Source organism: Sphingomonas sp. C3-2, assembly GCF_033025475.1.
GTDB lineage: Bacteria > Pseudomonadota > Alphaproteobacteria > Sphingomonadales > Sphingomonadaceae > Sphingobium_A.
Genome location: NZ_CP130322.1, coordinates 2729767 through 2746111 on the forward strand (window position 1 = coordinate 2729767; position 16345 = coordinate 2746111).

The 16345-nt window shown below is 63.6% G+C and carries 16 protein-coding genes; 9 read left to right on the forward strand and 7 right to left on the reverse strand.

Annotation, left to right across the window (positions count from 1 at the left end):
* Window positions 1–183: 183 nt before the first annotated feature.
* The gene (locus QYC26_RS13185; RefSeq protein WP_317512682.1) at window positions 184–390 is read right to left on the reverse strand and encodes a cold-shock protein; all 207 of its coding nucleotides are present in this window, start codon (window positions 388–390) and stop codon (window positions 184–186) included.
* A gap of 565 nt (window positions 391–955) precedes the next feature.
* Here QYC26_RS13185 and QYC26_RS13190 point away from each other — a divergent pair.
* The 3 genes from QYC26_RS13190 (at window position 956) to QYC26_RS13200 (ending at window position 2817) form a co-directional block, all read left to right on the forward strand.
* Entirely contained in the window at window positions 956–1855 is a 900-nt protein-coding gene (locus tag QYC26_RS13190; RefSeq protein WP_317512683.1) for a Ku protein, read from the forward strand.
* Complete coding sequence (locus QYC26_RS13195) at window positions 1836–2549, forward strand: DUF6766 family protein (protein ID WP_317512684.1); 714 nt, start codon at window positions 1836–1838, stop codon at window positions 2547–2549. Before QYC26_RS13190 ends, QYC26_RS13195 begins: the two co-directional genes overlap by 20 nt.
* Before the next feature lie 106 nt (window positions 2550–2655).
* Window positions 2656–2817 carry a hypothetical protein gene (locus QYC26_RS13200; RefSeq protein WP_317512685.1) on the forward strand — a complete coding sequence of 54 codons (162 nt, stop codon included), beginning with the start codon at window positions 2656–2658 and terminating at the stop codon, window positions 2815–2817.
* Window positions 2818–2906: 89 nt separating this feature from the next.
* Here QYC26_RS13200 and QYC26_RS13205 read toward each other — a convergent pair whose 3' ends face one another.
* The 5 genes from QYC26_RS13205 to QYC26_RS13225 all read right to left on the reverse strand — a co-directional run bounded on the left by QYC26_RS13205 (window position 2907) and on the right by QYC26_RS13225 (window position 8655).
* Entirely contained in the window at window positions 2907–3275 is a 369-nt protein-coding gene (locus QYC26_RS13205; protein WP_317512686.1) for a hypothetical protein, read from the reverse strand.
* 180 nt (window positions 3276–3455) lie between these two features.
* Window positions 3456–3716, reverse strand: coding sequence for a GlsB/YeaQ/YmgE family stress response membrane protein (locus tag QYC26_RS13210; protein ID WP_317512687.1), 261 nt, complete (start codon window positions 3714–3716; stop codon window positions 3456–3458).
* A gap of 26 nt (window positions 3717–3742) precedes the next feature.
* Window positions 3743–4015, reverse strand: a complete 273-nt coding sequence (locus QYC26_RS13215; protein WP_317512688.1) for a hypothetical protein — start codon at window positions 4013–4015, stop codon at window positions 3743–3745.
* A gap of 60 nt (window positions 4016–4075) precedes the next feature.
* On the reverse strand, window positions 4076–6568 hold the full coding sequence (ligD, locus tag QYC26_RS13220; RefSeq protein WP_317512689.1) for a DNA ligase D: 2493 nt from the start codon (window positions 6566–6568) through the stop codon (window positions 4076–4078).
* Between the two features lie 98 nt (window positions 6569–6666).
* Window positions 6667–8655, reverse strand: a complete 1989-nt coding sequence (locus QYC26_RS13225) for a PAS domain S-box protein (RefSeq protein ID WP_317515071.1) — start codon at window positions 8653–8655, stop codon at window positions 6667–6669.
* Window positions 8656–8886: 231 nt separating this feature from the next.
* Here QYC26_RS13225 and QYC26_RS13230 point away from each other — a divergent pair, with 231 nt between their 5' ends.
* From QYC26_RS13230 to QYC26_RS13250, 5 genes are all read left to right on the forward strand, one after another.
* Window positions 8887–9066, forward strand: coding sequence for a DUF1328 family protein (locus QYC26_RS13230; RefSeq protein WP_317512690.1), 180 nt, complete (start codon window positions 8887–8889; stop codon window positions 9064–9066).
* Between the two features lie 27 nt (window positions 9067–9093).
* Window positions 9094–9339 carry a helix-turn-helix transcriptional regulator gene (locus tag QYC26_RS13235; RefSeq protein ID WP_317512691.1) on the forward strand — a complete coding sequence of 82 codons (246 nt, stop codon included), beginning with the start codon at window positions 9094–9096 and terminating at the stop codon, window positions 9337–9339.
* Window positions 9336–10022, forward strand: coding sequence for an MgtC/SapB family protein (locus tag QYC26_RS13240; protein WP_317512692.1), 687 nt, complete (start codon window positions 9336–9338; stop codon window positions 10020–10022). The genes QYC26_RS13235 and QYC26_RS13240 overlap by 4 nt, the downstream gene beginning before the upstream one ends.
* A gap of 255 nt (window positions 10023–10277) precedes the next feature.
* Window positions 10278–11051: an SDR family NAD(P)-dependent oxidoreductase gene (locus tag QYC26_RS13245; RefSeq protein WP_317512693.1), complete on the forward strand. Its 774-nt coding sequence runs from the start codon at window positions 10278–10280 to the stop codon at window positions 11049–11051.
* 71 nt (window positions 11052–11122) lie between these two features.
* Window positions 11123–13387: a TonB-dependent receptor gene (locus QYC26_RS13250; protein ID WP_317512694.1), complete on the forward strand. Its 2265-nt coding sequence runs from the start codon at window positions 11123–11125 to the stop codon at window positions 13385–13387.
* A 169-nt stretch (window positions 13388–13556) separates the two neighbouring features.
* Here the strand turns inward: QYC26_RS13250 and QYC26_RS13255 are convergent, their stop codons facing one another.
* Entirely contained in the window at window positions 13557–14201 is a 645-nt protein-coding gene (locus tag QYC26_RS13255) for a porin family protein (RefSeq protein ID WP_317512695.1), read from the reverse strand.
* Window positions 14202–14488: 287 nt separating this feature from the next.
* Between QYC26_RS13255 and QYC26_RS13260 the strand changes: the two genes are divergently transcribed.
* Window positions 14489–16315, forward strand: coding sequence for a DUF885 domain-containing protein (locus QYC26_RS13260; RefSeq protein ID WP_317512696.1), 1827 nt, complete (start codon window positions 14489–14491; stop codon window positions 16313–16315).
* Window positions 16316–16345: the final 30 nt, after the last annotated feature.

Consider the following 16345-nt stretch of genomic DNA (forward strand, 5'->3'; position numbering starts at 1 on the left):
AGATTTTAGCAGCTTTTTCTTCAATGGCTTTAACATTGGGGAGGGAGGTCGCGGAGGCCCGTTGCAGGTGGTAGGCTTCTCGCTCTCGGCATATTTCTGAGCTGGCTATCGTAATTTCCTTTCCGCTTGGCAGGGACGCGCACATGCGGGCGGCGTGGATGCCACCCGCATGTGGTCGAGGCGTTAGGCCGACTGAAGATTGACAGCCGAAACCTTTCCGCGACGATCGGTCTCAAGTTCAAACGAGACGCGTTGATCTTTGTGGAGTGTTTGCATGCCGGCCCGCTCAACCGCAGAGATGTGAACGAACGAATCTCCGCTGCCATCCTCGGCTGCGATGAAGCCGTAACCTTTGTCGGCGTTAAAAAATTTCACGGTTCCGGTGATCATTTGGGTATCCTTTTTCCCATGCGTGGCGGACATGCGCCAAGAATGGCTCATCCCTGCTTCAGTAAAGCTAGAAAAGGACAGAGGCGCCGTAGCCGCCCAATATCCGTCGCATGCGGCGTCAGCATTTACGGGATACACGATTCAGGTGCGTGTGCCAAATTTCTGTCGGATATCACTGTGCGGGACGAAAGTTTGAACCAAGCGATTTGGCGGCAACGGGAAGCGGAGCATGGCAAAAACCAGTCGATGTCCATCACGGGTCACAAAACGACGACAGCCGCTGTCACTGCAATGCCACGCCAACCCATTGCAGTCCTCCTTTGGGCTAACAAGCTGAATGAATGTCCGCTTCCGGGCAAGGTCACTACCACGGCGAACGGCAATTTCCGGTCGTTTTCGGAACGGCGGAATGCCTCCCCGCAGCCTGACGACCTAATCCCCAATCCTGCCCTAAAGGGTAGCCGGGAACCCGCGTGCCGCGCGCCGCGTTCAGGGACGGGGGGCGCAGGCAGGGCATGCCCGGCGCCGCCGGGGGTGTGCTTGCCGGGCAGGTGAGGAACGGCGCATGGCAGCGCGCGCATATTGGCAGGGCCAGATCAGGCTGGCGCTGGTTTCGATCCCCGTCGAAATCTATTCCGCGACGCGGACCGGCGCCGGGGTGACATTCCGCCAGATCCACGAGCCTTCGGGCAAGCCGATCAAATATGAAAAGGTGGTGCCCGGCATCGGCGCGGTCGAGCCCGACGAGATCCTCAAAGGGTTCGAATATGAAAAGGGCCATTTCGTGCTGCTGGACCCCGACGAGATCGACGCGGTGAAGCTGGAAAGCCGCAAGACGCTGGAGCTGACCCAGTTCGTCGATGCGAGCGAGATCGACATCATCTATTATGAAAAGCCCTATTATGTCGTGCCCGCCGACGAGCTGGCCGAGGAGGCCTATATCGTCCTGCGCGAGGCGCTGCGGCGGACCAAGACCGTGGGGCTGGGGCAACTGGCGATGCGCGGGCGCGAATATATCGTCAGCCTGAAACCGTGCGGGCGCGGGATGGTGATCGAGACGCTGCGCTATGCCGATGAACTCAACCGCGCCAATGGCTATTTCCGCGATATCGCCGATGCCAAGCCCGATGCCGAGCTGCTCGAACTGGCCGAGACGCTGATCGCCAAGAAGACCGCGCGCTTCGACGCGGGTGTGTTTCACGACCGCTATGTCGATGCGCTGCAGGATCTGGTGAAGCGCAAGCTGAAGGCGAAGGGGCGCAAGATCGCGACCGCCGAGGAAGACGCGCCGCGCCCGAGCGGGGCCAATGTGATCGACCTGATGGCGGCGCTGAAACAGTCGCTGGAAAAGCCCGGAAAGGCCAAGGCCGCGCCCAAGGCTGCGACCAAGGAGGCGTCTGGCAAGACGGGCCGGGCACCCGCCAAGAAGGGCGCGAGCGCGGCACATGGCGGCAAGCACGCCTGAACGCGCGGGGATGGCCGCCGTGCCCCGGCGCAGGCGCGCGCGGCTGCTGCGTGATAATGGGCTGACGACCGCGCTCCTTCTGTTGTTCGCGGGCAGCCTGCTGGGCCAATGGGCGAGCGGCTGGCATGTGCGCAATGCGATGCTGGCCGAGGAGGGGCAGGCGCCCATTGGCATGATCGCCTATCTTGCCGACCCGGCCTTTCTGTCGGCGCTGTTCGAGAATTGGGAGAGCGAGTTCCTGCAAATGTCGGCCTATGTCGTGCTGACCGCGATGCTGATCCAGCGCGGATCGGCGGAATCGCGCGACCCCGATGCGCCGCCGCGCGACCGCAACCTGGCGGTGCAGGCGCTGAAGCCCGGCGCGCCCGCGATCCTTAGCTGGGGGCGGGCATGGCGCTGGTTCTATGCTCGGTCGCTGGGGATCGTGCTGTTCACGCTGTTCATCGCGTCGTTCGTGCTGCACGCATATTACAGCGCGGCCGCCGCCGCGCAGGAGGCGGCCGAAAAGGGCGCGGCGGTGCGCCCGCTGATTGCCTATCTCGGCGCGGCCGAGCTGTGGTTCGAATCCTTTCAGAACTGGCAGAGCGAATTTCTGTCCACCGCGGTTCTGGCGGTGCTTTCGATCTTTCTGCGCCAGCGCGAATCCCCGGAATCGAAACCCGTGGCCGCGCCGCATGCGCAGACGGGGGCGTGAGTGCGGCGCGGGCGCAACGCCTCGTCGCAAATTGCGGAACGGCGCGGGCGGGCCGCCGTTGATGCGGCATGCCCCGGCGATCGGGGGATGCATCAGGAGACAGGACATGCCTGATCAGAAACGGCAGCCGCAGAAAAAGACCGGCAACCACCAGACGCAGCAGCAACAGCAACAACAGCAGCAACTGAAGCAGAAGCAGGCGGCGACCAGGCAGATGGGCGCCGATCCGGGACGCCGCCAGCATGGGAGCGATATTCCGAAACATTGATCCGCAAAGGAGCGGGATCACAAAAAGGGCCGCGTAAGCGGCCCTGTTTTTTTGCGCGGTGTGCGGTGTTCAGGCGGTGTCAGGCGGTGTCAGGCGGTGCCGGGCGAGAAGGATGGCGGATCGCTGGCGGGGAAGGATTCGTCGGAGGCCTCGTCCACCTCTTCCCAAGCGCGGCTGGCGGGATCGCGCATCGAGGCGGGCCCCGAATTGCGGACCTGATGGTGCGTGCCCGCATCGGTTTCGCCCGCGCGGAAGGCGCCGGCATGCGCGGATGGATCGCCCGCATCGCCCGATCCGAACAGCGGCTTTCCGGACAGCGCGCGTTCGAGGAAATAGCCCGCCGCGATCCCGACACCCAGACCCAGGAGCGTTCCCGCAGCCCCGATCAGACCTGTTTTCTTGCCCGATTTGTCAGCCGCGCCCGAATCATGGCGCGGCCAGTCAGTGGTGTTTGGCATTCCAGTCTCCTTAAGGTCATGCCCCTCGCGTCAGCGTGGTGGCGCGAGGGCCGGCCGGTTTCTTGAAATCATGCCGGTCCGTTAGCAGGGTGGTGCGACGGACCGGCCATCTCCTCCTCGAAATAACGCCCGGTCCGTCAGCGGGGTGGTGCGACGGACCGGGCGGGCGCAGGGGCGCGTTTAGCGCACACGACCGCGCCGGATGAGGTTGACGATCGCGAGCAGCACGACGGCGCCGATGAACGATGCGATCAGCGAGCGCGCATCGATGCCCGCATTGTTGATCGACCCGCCCGAGATGAACAGGCCGGCCAGAAAAGCGCCGACGATGCCGACGATGATGTTGAGGAAAATGCCCTGTTGCGCGTCGGTGCGCATCACGATGCTGGCGAGCCAGCCGATGATGCCGCCGATGATGAGCCAGATGATGAAACCTACCATATTATCCTCCTCCTGCGCCGGATGGCTTACATGGTGTTGCGGATGTCGTCGGCCGCCTGTTGGGCGGCCTCACCCACGTCGCGCGCGCCTTGTTCGACGCCTTGCGCCGCGCCGGTGATGGCGTCGGTCTGCCGGGTTTCCTCGCGCTGCATGGCGAAGACGAAGAAACCGGCGACGATGATCAGCAGCAGGATGAGGATGGCGGCAAGCCCGCCACCCTTGCGCCGCGTGCGCACGATGGTGCGTTCGACCACGCGGCCCTGACTGTCCGTTTTCTCGGTTATGCGTTCCTCGGTCATGAGCTTCTCCCGTTCATGATCCGGAATAAACAACGTGGATTGTTGCGCATGGGTTCCGGATCAGACATCGGGAAGACCCTGATCGGCCTTTCCCCAATGTTTTAGCGCGCGCGAAACCACGCGTTTACGCAAGGTTTCGAGATCGCCGACCGAAAAGGGCGCGCCGCTTTTGAGCGTGTGGACTTCATCCCAGCTGAGCGGGGCGGCGACGGGCGCGCCGGTGCGGGCCCGCACGCTATAGGGCATGATCGCGGTGGCACCGCGCTGGTTGCGCAGATAATCGATGAAGATCCGCCCTTTGCGCTGTGCCTTGGGCAGCGCATCGGTGAAGCGCCGGGGTTCGGACTGGGCGAGCGCGGTGGCAAAGCGCCGGGCGAAATCCTTGACCATGGGCCAGTGCGCGTGCGGCGTGAGCGGTGCGATGACGTGCAGCCCCTTGCCGCCGGTGGCCATCGCGAAGCTTTCCAGCCCCATATCGGCGAGCAGATCGCGCAGGTGAAGCGCGGCGGAGACGGTGTTTGGAAAACCGAGCCCTTCGTCGGGATCGAGGTCGAAGACGAGGCGATCGGGCTGTTCGAGCGTATCGACATGCGATCCCCAGCCGTGAAATTCGATCGTGCCCATCTGGACGCAGGTGAGCAGCCCGTCGGCGGTGTCGAGATAGAGATACTCGTCCTTTTCACCGTCGCTATCGGCAATCGCGATGTGGCGGACAGACCCTTTCAGGCCGCCATGATCGTGTTTCTGGAAGAAGCATTTGCCGCTGGGCCCCTGCGGGCAGCGCACCAGACTGACCGGGCGACCGGCGACCCACGGCAGCATGACGGGGGCGATCGCGGCATAATAATCGGCGAGATCGCCTTTTGTGAGCTTGGCTTCGGGAAAGAGCATCCGGCTGCGGTTGCTGATCCGGATCGCCGGGGCGGTGGGTTTGGAGAGTTTCGCGGGTTTGGAGATGGGCATGGCGGGTTCCATCGACACCGATTGCGCGGGCTTGTCTGCGCGCAGGCCGAGATAGCGGGGGTGGCGAAGCACGCCTTCGGCGGTGACCTCGGCAAAGCCGATTTCGACGACGAGTTCGGGGCGTATCCAGTGCGCGCCGCGCGTGGCGGCGGCGGGAGCATTCACGGGCGGATCGGCGGTTTCGAGCGGGTGCATGAGCGCTGCGAGCCGGTCCATCTCGGCCTGATCGAACCCGGTGCCCGCCTTTCCGGCATAGACGAGCTGACCGTCCTTGCGCGTCCCGAGCAGGAGCGAACGAAAGCCGCGCGACGCCTTGGCCGAGGGAAGCCAGCCAAGGATGATGAATTCCTGCCGGTTGGTGCATTTGATCTTGCGCCAGTTATCCGAGCGGCCCGAACGGTAGCGCGCATCGGCGCGCTTGGAGACGACGCCTTCGAGCCCGGCGGCGCAGAAGCGCGCGAGCAGCGTTTCGCCCTGGCCTTGGATATGATCCGAATAGCGCAGCCATTCGCCGCCGGGGCCGATGAGCGTGGCGAGGCGCGCCTTGCGGTCGGTGAGCGGCAGCGGGGTGAGATCCGTGCCGTCGAGCGCGAGCAGATCGAAGGCGAAATACTGGATGGGGCCGCCGTCGCGCAGCGCGGCCTGAAGCGCCTGAAAATGGGAGCGCCCCTGTTCGTCGAGCACCACCGCCTCGCCATCGACCAGCGCGGTTTCGCAGGGCAGCGCCGCAGCCTCGGCGACGAGACCGGGAAAACGATCCGACCAGTCGAGCCCGGTGCGCGTATAGGCGCGCGCCGCGCCGCCGCCGACCGCGAGGAGGATACGGTAGCCGTCATATTTGATTTCGTGGAGCCAGCGATCGCCCGTAGGAACGGCATCAGCGAGGCTGGCGAGCGCGGGGGCGCGAAAGGCCGGGGGTGATGGCTTGGCGGCCTTGCGCGTAAGGGCCGGGGCCTTGCGTACAGGCGGATCGCCCGAAGCGATCTGCGCCATGGTGCGCCCGGTCGCAACGCTGGTGAGCGCGGAGGCGACAAGATCGTCGGACCCGGCGGCATGGCGATCACCGACCTTGCGGAGCAGCCAGCTTTCCTGTTTTTCACCGGCGCGCGGTTTCAGCCGGATGAGCATCCATTCGCCCTTCATCCGTTCGCCCGAAAGCGTGAAATGGAGCGCGCCCCTGGCCAGCCCGTCCTGCGGGTCCTTGCCGTCCACCATCGTCCAGTCGCCGCGGTCCCAGAGCATGACCGTGCCGCCGCCATATTCGCCGCGCGGGATGGTGCCTTCGAAACCGGCATAATCGAGCGGATGATCCTCGGTCCGTACCGCGAGCCTTTTGTCGTCGGGATCGGGGCTGGGGCCGCGCGTGACCGCCCAGCTTTTGAGCACGCCGTCCAGTTCGAGCCGGAAATCATAATGGAGCCGCGTGGCGGCGTGTTTCTGGACGACGAAGCGGCCGGTGGCGGCGCGCGTTTTTCGGGAGCGCGCGGTGCCGCTGGGTTCGGCGGTGCGCGTGAAATCGCGCTTGGCGCGGTAGCGTTCCAGCTTTGCATCTGCACCCGCTTTGGGCGGGGCAGGGGATGGCCGTGCCATGTTCGCACCCTTTCAGACGGCACGCGCCAAAGGGGTGCCAGCGAAACCAACGCGGCAGATGGCCGCAAGGTTCAGTGGCGGGGGTTCAGCGGTGGGGATCAGCCGTGCAGCCGTTCGTTGGAAACGGTGAGGCGGATCGACAGCCCGTCGGGCCCCCAGATGCGCGCGATGCTGCCCGCCAACTGGCCCTCAACCGTGGCGCGGCCGAGCAGCGTGCCGAAGCCCTCTCCATCGGGCGGGGCCGACGCGGGCGCGCCCTTTTCGTCCCAGATGAGGAGCGTGTGTTCGGGGCCGACCGTGCAATGGACCGCGATCCGCCCTTCGGGGAGCGAGAGCGCGCCATATTTGGCGGCGTTGGTGGCAAATTCATGGAGCAGCAGCGCGAAGCTGGTGACCGCACTGCCGCCGAGCGCGATATCGTCGCCGGTGACCGCAAAGCGCGGCGCCGTGCTGTCGTCCGCGCCGGAATAGGGCGAGAGGATGACGTCGATCAGCGTGTGGAGCGAGGTTGACTGGGCCTGTGTATCCGCCGTGCCCGAGGGCAAGGTGAGCGCATGCGCGCGGGCGAGCGCGCCGAGACGGCTTTGCACCGACCGGGCGAGATCCTGTGCGCTGTCTGCCCCGCGCGCGCTGAGCGAGACGACGCCGCTGGCGAGCGCGAAGAGGTTCTTCACGCGGTGGTTCATTTCCTGAAGGAGCAGGCGCTGTTGTTCGGCGGCGCGGCGTTCGACGGTGATGTCGCGCGCGATTTTCGAGGCGCCGATGACCATGCCCTCGGAATCGCGGACCGGCGAGACCGAGAGCGAGATTTCGACGAGCGAGCCATCCTTGCGGCGGCGCAGCGTTTCGAAGTGGCGGATGAATTCGCCGCGCCGGATGCGCGCGAGGATATCACTTTCCTCATCATGGCGATCATCGGGAATGAGGCGGAGCACCGGCTGGCCGATCATTTCGGCGGCGGTGTAGCCGAACAGGCGGGTCGCGCTGTCGTTCCAGCTGATGATCCGGCCCTGAAGATCCTTGGCCAGAATGGCATCCTGCGAGGAATCGATGATCGCCTTGCCATGCTGCGCCGCGTTGAACAGCTGCGCGCTTTCGATGGCGATCGCCGCGCGCGCCGCGAGCGAGGCGACGATATCCTCGCTTGCCGCGTCAAAGACGTCCGGATCGCGGTGGCCGAGCAGAAGCGCGCCGTGGACGGTGCCCGAGCGCCCAAGGACCGGCACGGCGAGATAGCTGGCGATCGGGAAGGGCGGTTCGGGCAGGCTGTCATCGGGATGCACGGTAAAGCGCGGATCGGTGCGGATATCCGCCGCGCGGACGATTTTCCCCTGTTCCAGCGTCGGGCCCAGCACGGGGCTTTCCCCCGAAATGTGGAGATGCGCGAATTGCGCATGCTGCGCGCCCGACAGCGCAAACAGCGTGTACCGCGTTTCGCCTTCGCTGACGGCGTTATAGAAAAAGCCGCCCAGTTGCGCGCCGCTATGCTCGGTTGCGGCGTCGGTAACCGCCTGAACCACGCTGTGCAGATCGAGGTCGGTCGACAGGGCGCTCGAGATGCGATCGAGCGCCATCAGCCGGCGTAGCTGGTGCTGGAGCGCACGCTCGGTGTGCTTGCGCGCCGAAATGTCGACAAAGGTGATGAGGCAGGGGGCGCCCGGATTGGCGGGAATTGCGCCGCAATAGTACAGATCGCGGCGACCGCCCCCGGCGATGCGCACGCTTGCCTCCCCCTCCACGCGGTTGGCGCCCGACCAGAGCATGTCGAAGAAATGCAGCAATGCCTGCCGATCCGGCGGGACGACGACGGGATTGAGCGCGCTGACGATGGCGTCGTGCGTGGCAACCCCGAACAATTGCTGCGCGGCATCGTTGGACCCGACCATGACGAGCTGGCGCCGCAATTCGATGACGCAATCAGGATGCGCGGCGCAATGCGCCCGCAGATCGCGTACGCCGCGCGCGCGCAGCGTATCGAACAGCGCATGGACTGCCGCCAGATCATATTGGATCGCGGCGATGGGGAGTGCGTCGAGGATATCGAGGCGATCAGGGGGTGTTTCGGAAGGGGCAGCGCGGCTCGACATTTCGTTCACGGCCCATCCCCTTGAGGAAAACAATTCCGGCGCGCCGAAGCGCCGCCGCGTGGCCATGTGCCCGCTGGCCGTTTTCCCAAGCCCGGCCAAGCGTTCATTGTGGGGCCAAAGCAGATGCGGAATCAATCGTTAACTTTGCGGAGGTGCAAGGCGGGGGAACCTGTGGCTGGAGTGGCTGGTTTGCAAATGGTCTGATATAATTTCGAGAGGCAGGAGGATGTTATGTTGCGCTGGGCGCTGATCTTTCTTGTGGCAGGGCTGATCTTTGGCTTGCTGGGGTTTGGCGGGATTGGCGGCGCCTTTGTCGGTATTGCCAAGATATTGTTCTTCCTCGCGATCGCTGGATTCGTTCTGTTGCTGATCCTAGGCATCGTGGCGGGCCGCGCGGTTGCCGGGAAATAGCCGCAAGCTTCAGCAAAGGGTGCGACGATGACGATCGATGAGCTTTCCCCCGAAATGGCCGAGCGGATCGCTTCTGGCACCAACTGGCTGGAGCTGTGGCTGGAGGTGCGCGGCATCACGCTGGCGCAACTGGCGAGCATCGCCGATATCACGATCGGCGATCTGCGACGGATAGGCGATGGCGACCAGCAACCGACCCCCGGGCAGATCGAGCGGATCGCCCATGCGCTCAACCTGTCGCCTGCGGTGATCGAGGCCAGCATCGCGGCGTGACCGCCGAGGAGCTGATCGTCCCGATCGCCGGGAGCCTTTTGGCCGGCGCGCTGATCGGGCTGGAGCGCGAGACCCATTCGCGCCCGGCGGGGATGCGCACGCATACGCTTGTCTGCCTGGCGTCTGCGCTGGTGATGCTGGGCGCGGTGCATCAATCCGAATGGAACCTGTCGCTGGTGCCCGGCGGCACGGTGGTGGCCGATCCCACACGCATGGCGCACGGGGTGCTGACCGGGGTTGGCTTTTTGTGTGCGGGCGTGATCTTTCGGCAGGGATTCGGCGTGCGCGGGCTTGCGACCGCCACCTCGCTATGGATGACGGCGACGCTGGGGTTGCTGTTCGGCGTCGGGCTGACCGCGCTGGCGGCGGTGGGAACGATCGTGACGCTGGCGGTGCTGACGCTGTTTCGGGTCATGTATCGGTGGCTGCCGCGCAGAATCGAGTGCGACCTGGTTGTGCGGACCACGCCGCCCTGGCCGGCCGAGGGCTTTGCGGCGATTCTGAGCGCGAACAGGCTGCGTTTGCTGCATGCCGAGCGCAGGCAGGATCCGGACGGCACGGTCGAGCAGCGCGCGCGCGTGTCTGCGCTGGCGCCGATTGATCTGGACAAGCTGCACGCGCGGCTGGCGTCGCTGCCTGGCATATGCGGGTTTGAAATCCTGCCGCACGACTTTCGCGGCTGAGCCTCCGCACTATCGCAAAGCGCTGAATTGGCTTGATTCCGAGCAGCATGCGCGGCGACCTATTGGCAATTTATGTTGTTAATCGGCCATTCAACTTCGCATTATCCATGCCTTGTTGCAGCGCGAAAGCACCTTCTAAATGCATATTCAGTTCGCGATGCGCATTTGAAGGCGCGAAAATATTTGCAAAACGCGACGATTGCTGACACTAGCAGCGCCAAGAACATACAAATAATCGGGCGAGGAGGCTTAGCTATGGGTGAACAACTCTTTCCATCGGGCGCTGCGCTGATTTTTGGCGCCACCGGAGGAATCGGCCAGGCAGTTGCGCGGGAATTCGCGCGCGCTGGCAGCGACGTCGCCATCATCTGGCGCTCCAAGCAGGACAAGGCCGAGGCGCTTTCCAAGGACATTGCAGCGCTGGGCCAGAAGGCCAGCATCCATAATTGCGACGTCACCGACGCCGAATCGCTTGCCGCCGCCATCGCCGCCGCCACCGCAACGCATGGCCGCATCCACACCATTGTGTGGGGTGCAGGCCCGCTCGTCGACCAGGTCCATCTGTCGCAGACCACCACCGAGCAATGGCGCCGCGCCATCGATGTGGAGGTTCATGGTTTCTTCAACGCCGTCCAGGGTGTGCTGCCGCATATGCGCGCACAGGGCGGCGGCTCGATCGTTCATCTGGGTTCCGCCGGCGATCTGCGCTGGCCGGACAAGGACGGTCTTTCGGTCGCCCCCAAGGCGGCCAACGAATCTCTCGTCAAGGGCTTTGCCCGCGAGGAGGGCAAGCACGGGATTAGGGCAAATTCCGTGCTCGTCGGCGTGATCGAGGCAGGCATGTTCCTCGAACTCAGCAGACAGGGCGTGTTCGACGATGTCTGGACGACCGAGGTCCAGAAGAATCTGTCGATCAAGCGCTGGGGACAGCCCGAGGAAATCGGCCATGCGGCGGTTTTCCTTGCGTCGTCCAAGGCAGCCTATGTCACCGGCCAGCAGATCGCCGTGGCCGGGGGATATGGCAACTGATCCCGTTGCCACCCAGTCCTATAAATGCAGTGCAATAATCGGAAGTTTGAAGGGGAAGTTAATTGGGTAAGATGAGTAAATCCGTACGTGTCGCAAGGCACGCCGCCTATTTCGGCGCCTCCATCCTCGCACTCGCAGCCGTTTCGGCGCAGGCGCAGGAAGCCGATACCTCGGCACCCGAAGGCATCAGCGACATCGTCGTGACCGCGCAGAAGCGCGCGCAGAACCTGCAGGAAGTGCCGATCGCCATTTCGGCCGTCAGCAGCGAATTCCTCGAGCAGCGCAACGTCACCTCGATCGAACAGCTCGGCGCGATCGCACCGAACGTGAAGATCGAACGTGGTTCGTCGAACTCGACCGTTTCGTCGCTGTCGATCCGCGGTTCGACCACGCTGAACCCGGCGCTGACCTGGGAACCGGCCGTTGGCCTGTACATGGACGGCGTTTACCTCGGCAAGGCGCAGGGCGGCTTCTTTGACGTTGCCGACATCGAGCGCGTCGAAGTGCTTCGTGGTCCGCAGGGCACGCTTTATGGCCGCAACACGCTGGCCGGCGCGGTCAACATCATCCCCAAGAAGCCGTCCGGCGAATGGGGCGGTTCGGCCCAGGCGACCTATGGTAACTATGACTATTGGCAGCTGCGCTCGTCGATCGACCTGCCCGCCTTCGGTCCCTTCTCGGTCAAGCTTTCGGGCCAGATCGCCAAGCGTGACGGTTTCGTGAAGCTGACCCCGGTTGGCGATTCGAACGACACCGAAGCCGGCAACCTCGACAGCAAGAGCGGCATGGTTCAGGTGCGCTTCGAGCCCACCAGCAACCTGACGTTCGATTATGCTTTCGACTACAGCAAGATCGATCAGAACCCGTATTACACGCAGCCCTACAGCTATTACCCGAACAACATCTTCGATCCGAATTCGCCGGCCTATTCGGGAATTCCCTATGATCAGATGGTGAACACTTCGTCGCAGAAGCGTGGTAGCTACAACACCGACGTTTACGAACGTGCGAAGGTGATGGGCCACAGCCTGACCGGTCTGCTCGACCTTGGCGCCATCGGCGAACTGAAGTCGATCACCGCACACCGTGAAGTCGATTTCGACGACCAGCTGGACCTTGACGGTTCGCCGCTGCCGCTCGCGCAGAGCGCTCGCGATTCGAACTACAAGTTCTTCAGCCAGGAACTGCAGCTTGCCGGCACGAGCGGCGGCCTGAACTATGTGTTCGGCCTGTTCTATTCGAAGGACAAGGGCCGCGTTCTGAACCCGCAGAAGTTCTTCTTCTTCGATCCCGCGACGCCGATCGTCGACTCGCGCTATGGCTTCGACACGAAGACCTTCGCAGCCTATGGTCAGGTCGACTATGAAGTCACCGATCGCCTGACGCTGACCGGTGGTCTGCGCTATACCCATGAAACCAAGGGTATCACGCGCTATGTCGCCGAAGGCGGCGTGGTCACCATCGATGTGGGCAAGAACGACCCGCGCGTTCCGGACGCCAAGTTCAGCAACGTGACGCCGACCTTCGTCATCGGTTACAAGGCAACCGACAACGTCAACGTGTACGGTAAGTATGCGAAGGGCTTCAAGTCGGGCGGCCATAACGGTGAAACGCTGGTCCTCTCGGAACTGCAGAACCCGTACAAGGCGGAAACCGTCGACTCGTTCGAAATCGGCCTGAAGTCGCGTCTGCTCGACAACCGCCTCCAGCTGAACCTCGCCGGTTTCTGGGACGAGAAGAAGGACATGCAGATTTCGGTGTTCACCGGAACGAGCGCGACCGAATCCTTCGTTCTGAACGCAGGCAAGGCCCGCATCCGCGGTATCGAGCTTGAAGCCGTTGCACAGCCGAGCGACGATCTGACCATCACCGGTTCGTTCGCGCTGCTCGACACCAAGTACAAGGAGTTCATCGAAGGCGGTCGTGACGAAGCCAAGAACCGCGCCTTCATCCACGCACCCAAGTATCAGATCAACCTGAGCACCGACTGGACCGCATGGCGCGGTGGCAGCTGGGGCAAGCTGAACATGATCGCGGACGTGAAGTTCCAGGACAGCTACTACAACTTCCCGTACGCACTGGTCGGCACCTCGCCGGGTGGCCAGAACGCCAACAACACCATCTCGCCCGACCGCACCGTGGTCGACGGGCGCCTGGTGCTGAGCGATCTGCCGATCGCCGGTGGCGACTGGAGCGTTTCGCTCTGGGGCAAGAACCTGTTCAACATCCAGAAGCCGCTCACCTATATCGACTTCGGTGGAAACTTCGGTGGTCTGACCACCACCAACTTCATCGATCCGCGCACCTATGGCGTCACGCTTGGCGTGAAGTTCTAAGGTCGGCGACAGTCGAAGACAAAACGGGGGCGGCCAGCAATGGCCGCCCCTTTTTTGTGGGCGCAGATGTTGTGGCGGCAATGATAGGTCAGCTGGCCACAAAAAACGGGAGGAACCCTGCGGTTCCCCCCGTTCTTCGTTCTGGTGGCCGGGTGCCCCGGCGCATGGGTCAGAAGCGGTAGCCGATGGCGCCCAGAAACTGATGGCGGCTGAGGCCGAGGCTGACGCTGTCGGCGCCGTCGCTCAGTTTCCAGTTCTTATAGTCGGTGTAGCGATATTCGGCCTTGGCATAGACATTGCTGCTGACCTTGGCTTCGACACCGGCGCCGACGCGGATGCCATCGCGGTCGAAGCTGTACGAGTAGTCGTCGAGGATTTCTTCGAAATCGACATAGCTTATGTTGGTGCGGCCATTGGCATAGCCGAGCTTGGCGTAGAGCAGGACGTTCTTGGCAACGACCGTGCCGAAGCGTGCGGCGATTTCGATATCGCGCTTCGACTTGATGCACTGACGATCCTCGCCGTACAGCTCGGCGCATTCCTTGACGTTGGAAAGGTCGAAATTGGCTTCGAGGCCAATGATCTGGTTTTCCGTGACGGCGTAGTCATAGCCGATGCCAATGCCGTAGAGCAGGCCGGAATCATTGTCCTTCAGCGTATCCCGATCACCGCCTTCGACGATGGTGAGCTTGGTGCGCTGGGCATCATAACCCAGATGCGCCTCGATGCGCGGACCGGCAAAATCATTGGCAAGCGCCGGCGATGCGAACGCGACCGTGGCGACAATTGCCGCACCCAATACAGATTTCATCATTATTCCCCTGTTGAAATATTTATTCTTTTTTCTGGGCGACCGTGGAGCGCCCGATAGGCAGGGCGGGGGATGGGTGCAATATTGATGCGTGCTTCGCTGTGACTTGGCGGCCGGTTGTTGCGTATCTGCAACATTAAGATTTTCGGGCAAGCTGTCGTTCGTCGAAAAATTCGGGCGGTTGCTCGAAAAATGTCTTTCGCACGCGCGGCTTTGGCAGGGAGGGTCCGCGCAGTTCGGCCGGCAGCCTGCTGACAATGGGACCAAAAACCAAATCTGGGGGAACAAGGATGGATCGCAGAAGCTTTCTGGCAACCACGGGTGCGGCGACCGCCGCGATGCTGGCAGGGGGCGCGATGCCCGCCTTTGCCGCCGCGACCGGCGAGGACACGCGGCTGGCGACGCTGCTCGACGAGATATTCTATGCGATGATGGACGCATCGCCCGAATATGCGACGATGCTGGGCATCGACACCGGCGCGCGCGCGGGGCTGCGTTCGAAGCTGAGCGATTATTCGGCGAACAGCCGCACGACCGGGCTGGCGCGCGACAGGGCGTTTCAGAAGCGGCTGGCCGCGATCGACGCAAAGCAGCTGTCGCCCGCGCACGCGCTATACCGCGACTGTGTCGACTATCTTGTCACCTCGCAGGTGGAAGGCGCCGCGCAGTTCGATTTCGGCGACAACAGCTATTCCTACACGCCCTATGTGATCAGCCAGCAGAACGGCGCCTTTTCGGACATTCCCGATTTTCTCGATTCACACCACCCGGTGAAGGACAAGGCCGATGCCGAGGCCTATCTGGTACGGCTGGCGGGCTTTGCCACCGCGCTTGACCAGAATAGCGAGCGCCAGCGCGCCGATGCCGCGCGCGGCGTGTTTGCGCCGGGCTTTGCACTCGACACCACGCTGGCGCAATTGAACGCGCTGCGCGGCAAGCCGGCGGCGCAGAGCGTGCTCGTGACCTCGGTTGCACGCCGCGCCAAGGAAGCAGGCCTGACCGGCGATTACGGCGCGCGCGCGACCGAGATCGTCAACAAGGCCGTCTATCCCGCGCTCGACCGCCAGATCGCGATGTTGAAGGATCTACGCGCCAAGGCCACCGATGAAGCGGGGGTGTGGCGGCTGCCGAACGGTGCGGACTATTATGCCGCCGCGGTGCGGACATCGACAACCACCAACATGACCCCCGAAGAGGTCCACAAAATGGGCCTGGAGCAGGTGGCGGACATTAGCGCCAGGCTCGATGCGGTGCTGCGCGCCGAAGGGCTGACCACGGGCACGGTGGGCGAACGGCTGAACGCGCTGAACAAGGATCCCGCGCAGCTGTTCGACAATGACGATGCCGGGCGCAAGGCGCTGCTCGACAGCCTCAACGGCCAGATGGCGCATCTCGACACGCTGCTGCCCAAGGTGTTCGAGACGCTGCCGCGCGCCAAGGTGCAGGTGGTGCGCGTGCCCGAGCTGATTCAGGACGGCGCGCCCAATGGCTATTATAATAGCCCGCCGCTCGACAATTCGCGCCCCGGCCTGTTCTACATCAACCTGAAGGACACGCATGACTGGCCGAAATATGGCCTGCCCTCGCTGACCTATCACGAGGCATCGCCGGGCCACCATTTCCAGATCAGCCTGTCGCAGGAGAGCAAGGATACGCCCCGCCTGCTGAAGCTCAGCCCGTTCGGCGCCTATGTCGAGGGCTGGGGGCTCTATGCAGAACAGCTGGCGGACGAAATGGGCGCCTATGACGAATATCGCATCGGGCGCGCGGGTTTCCTCCAGTCGTTGCTGTTCCGCGCGGCGCGCCTCGTCGTCGACACGGGCATCCATCACAAACGCTGGAGCCGCGAACAGGCGACCACCTATATGATCGAGACGACGGGGTTCCCGCGCCCGCGCACCCAGCGCGAGATCGATCGTTACTGCGTCGCGCCGGGGCAGGCGTGCAGCTACAAGGTGGGGCACACGATGTGGGACCGCGTGCGCAGCGATGCCAAGGCGAAGCTGGGCGACCGGTTCGATCTGCGCGCCTTCCACCAGATTTTGCTGAAGGGCGCGATGCCGCTCACCATCCTCGAACGCGAGGTGCAGAGCTGGGTGGCGACGCAGACGGCGTGATGCGCTGCGCCCTGCGCGCGGTGAAAAAGG